Origin of the sequence: Sphingopyxis sp. (assembly GCF_035250425.1) — a bacterium.
Lineage (GTDB): Bacteria > Pseudomonadota > Alphaproteobacteria > Sphingomonadales > Sphingomonadaceae > Sphingopyxis.
Genome location: NZ_DATFFD010000035.1, coordinates 1 through 2,169, shown reverse-complemented (window position 1 = coordinate 2,169; position 2,169 = coordinate 1). Strand labels below are relative to the sequence as shown.

General features: G+C 67.6%; 2 protein-coding genes and 1 pseudogene. 1 reads left to right on the top strand and 2 read right to left on the bottom strand.

Annotation, left to right across the window (positions count from 1 at the left end; all coding sequences use genetic code 11):
* Positions 1–551: pseudogene (locus VJ811_RS02530) on the top strand (ABC transporter ATP-binding protein); the annotation flags it as partial.
* Between the two features lie 146 nt (positions 552–697).
* Here the strand turns inward: VJ811_RS02530 and VJ811_RS02525 are convergent.
* Both VJ811_RS02525 and VJ811_RS02520 read right to left on the bottom strand, forming a co-directional pair.
* Positions 698–1,750, bottom strand: a complete 1,053-nt coding sequence (locus VJ811_RS02525; RefSeq protein WP_324070699.1) for a glycosyltransferase family 1 protein — start codon at positions 1,748–1,750, stop codon at positions 698–700.
* Positions 1,747–2,169, bottom strand: a 423-nt coding sequence (locus tag VJ811_RS02520) for a UDP-2,3-diacylglucosamine diphosphatase (protein ID WP_414711903.1), incomplete at its 5' end; no start/stop codon positions are given. The genes VJ811_RS02520 and VJ811_RS02525, both read right to left, overlap by 4 nt.

Sequence of the window (2,169 nt, the reverse complement as noted above, 5' to 3'; positions counted from 1 at the left end):
GGCGTCGGCGTGGCGGCGGTGGTCCGGGCATGGGCGGCCGCGGCGGTCCCGGCGGCATGTTCGGCGGGCCGCAGGGCGGGCGCTGGCAGGTGTCGCTCTACCACACGATCAAGCTGACCGACAAAGTGCTGATCCGCCCCGGCGTGCCCGAACTCGATTTGCTCAATGGTTCGGCGACGGGCAATGGCGGCGGCAGCAACCGCCACCTGTTCGAACTCGACGGCGGCCTGTTCAACAAGGGGCTCGGCGTGCGGCTGAGCGCCAAATATGACAGCGGCAGCACGGTCACCGGCGGCACCGCGGGCGACCTGAAATTCGGCGACCTCGCGACCTTCAACCTGCGCTTTTTCGTCGACCTGAACCAGAAGGCGAAACTGACCGAGAAGCTGCCATTCCTGAAGGGATCGCGCCTGCGCCTGTCGGTCGACAATATCTTCGATGCGCAGCGCAAGATCACCGACGCGAACGGCCGCGTGCCGCTCAACTACCAGCCGGGCTATATCGACCCGCTCGGCCGCTATATCGAGCTGGAGTGGCGCAAGACTTTCTGACGATCGCCAAAACCTCCCCCTTGATCGAGGAGGCAGCGAGCCCCGGATCAGGTCCGGGGCGCAGCGGTGGGGGTGAGTTCTCGGCCTGAGACAACGGCGCGATGACGCACCATCACCCTCATCTTCCCCCATCAAGGGGGAAGGGATCAGGCCGCAAGGCCGGCTGTTCCGAGCGCGCTTTCGGACGTCCGATCAGCAGGGACGAAGGTCAGCGCTTTTGCGAACTGTGCGGTGCAGGACGACCAGCTGTAGCGCGCGCCGAGCGCCGCCGCGTCGGCGCGGTCGCACGCTAACGCCATGTCGATTGCGCGGCCGAGGTCCTCGTCGAGCGCGCCGGCGCCGTTCGTCACGATATCGCCCGGTCCCGGCACCGGATAGGCGGCCACCGGCGTTCCGCAGCTCATCGCCTCGATGATGACGAGGCCGAAGGTGTCGGTGAGGCTGGGAAAGACGAAGACGTCGGCGCCCGCATAGGCCGACGCCAGCGCTTCGCCGCCCAGCTTGCCGAGGAAAAGCGCGCCCGGATGCTGCGCCTTCAGTTCGGCGAGCGCGGGCCCCTCGCCGACGATGACCTTGGTGCCCGGCCGGTCGGTGGCCAGAAAGGCGCCGATATTCTTTTCGACCGCGACGCGGCCGACATAAAGCTGGATCGGCCGGGCTAGTCCCGCATAGGCGGGGTGCGGTGCGCGATCGGGGCGGAACAGCTCGTGGTCGACCCCGCGCTCCCACATCATCGTCTGCGTGAGCCCCTGCTCGGCGAGCTCGCGCGCCAGGCTGCGCGTCGCGACCATGATGTGCCGCGCCGGGCGGTGGAACCAGCGGATGAAGCGCCACACAAAGGCGGGCGAGACGGGCAGCCGCGCCGCGACATATTCGGGAAAGCGCGTGTGATAGGCGGTGGTGAAGGGAAAATTGTTCGTGAGGCACCAGCGCCGCGCCGCCATGCCGAGCGGGCCTTCGGTCGAAATATGGATCGCCTGCGGAGCGAAGGCGCGGATATGCCGCCCGACCTTGCGCCGGCCCGCCAGCGCGAGCCGGATTTCGGGATAGGAGGGGCAGGGGAGCGAACGGAACAGGTCGGGCGAAACGATCCCGACCTCGTGGCCCGCGGCGCGCAGTTCGGCGGCCGTCGCCTGCAGCGTGCGGACGACGCCGTTCACCTGCGGCTCCCACGCGTCGGTGACGATCAATATCCTCATGCGGCACGCGCCGGGGCAGGAAGTTCGAGCTGCGTCGGCGCGGTGCGGCTCGCGACCTCTTCGGCCCAGTGAAGGATTTCCATGCGTCCGTCGTGATGTTCGACCAACGCGGTGCAGCCTTCGACCCAGTCACCGTCGTTATAATATTCGGTGCCCTCGATCTCGCGCATCTCGGCGCTGTGGATATGGCCGCACACGACGCCATCGACCCCGCGCGAGCGCGCGGCGTGGGCGACGACTTCCTCGTATCGGCCGATGAACTGGACCGCGTTCTTGACCTTGTGCTTGGCGACCATCGACAGCGACCAATAGGGCAGGCCGAACGCGCTGCGGATGCGGTTGACGACCACATTGCACTTCATCAGCGCGGTGTAGGCGGCGTCGCCGACGAAGGCGAGCCAGCGGTGCGCGAGCATCAC

Coding starts and splice junctions, on each gene's coding strand:
- VJ811_RS02525 (WP_324070699.1), bottom strand. CDS start 1,750: ATGAGGATATTGATCGTCACCGACGCGTGGGAGCCGCAGGTGAACGGC.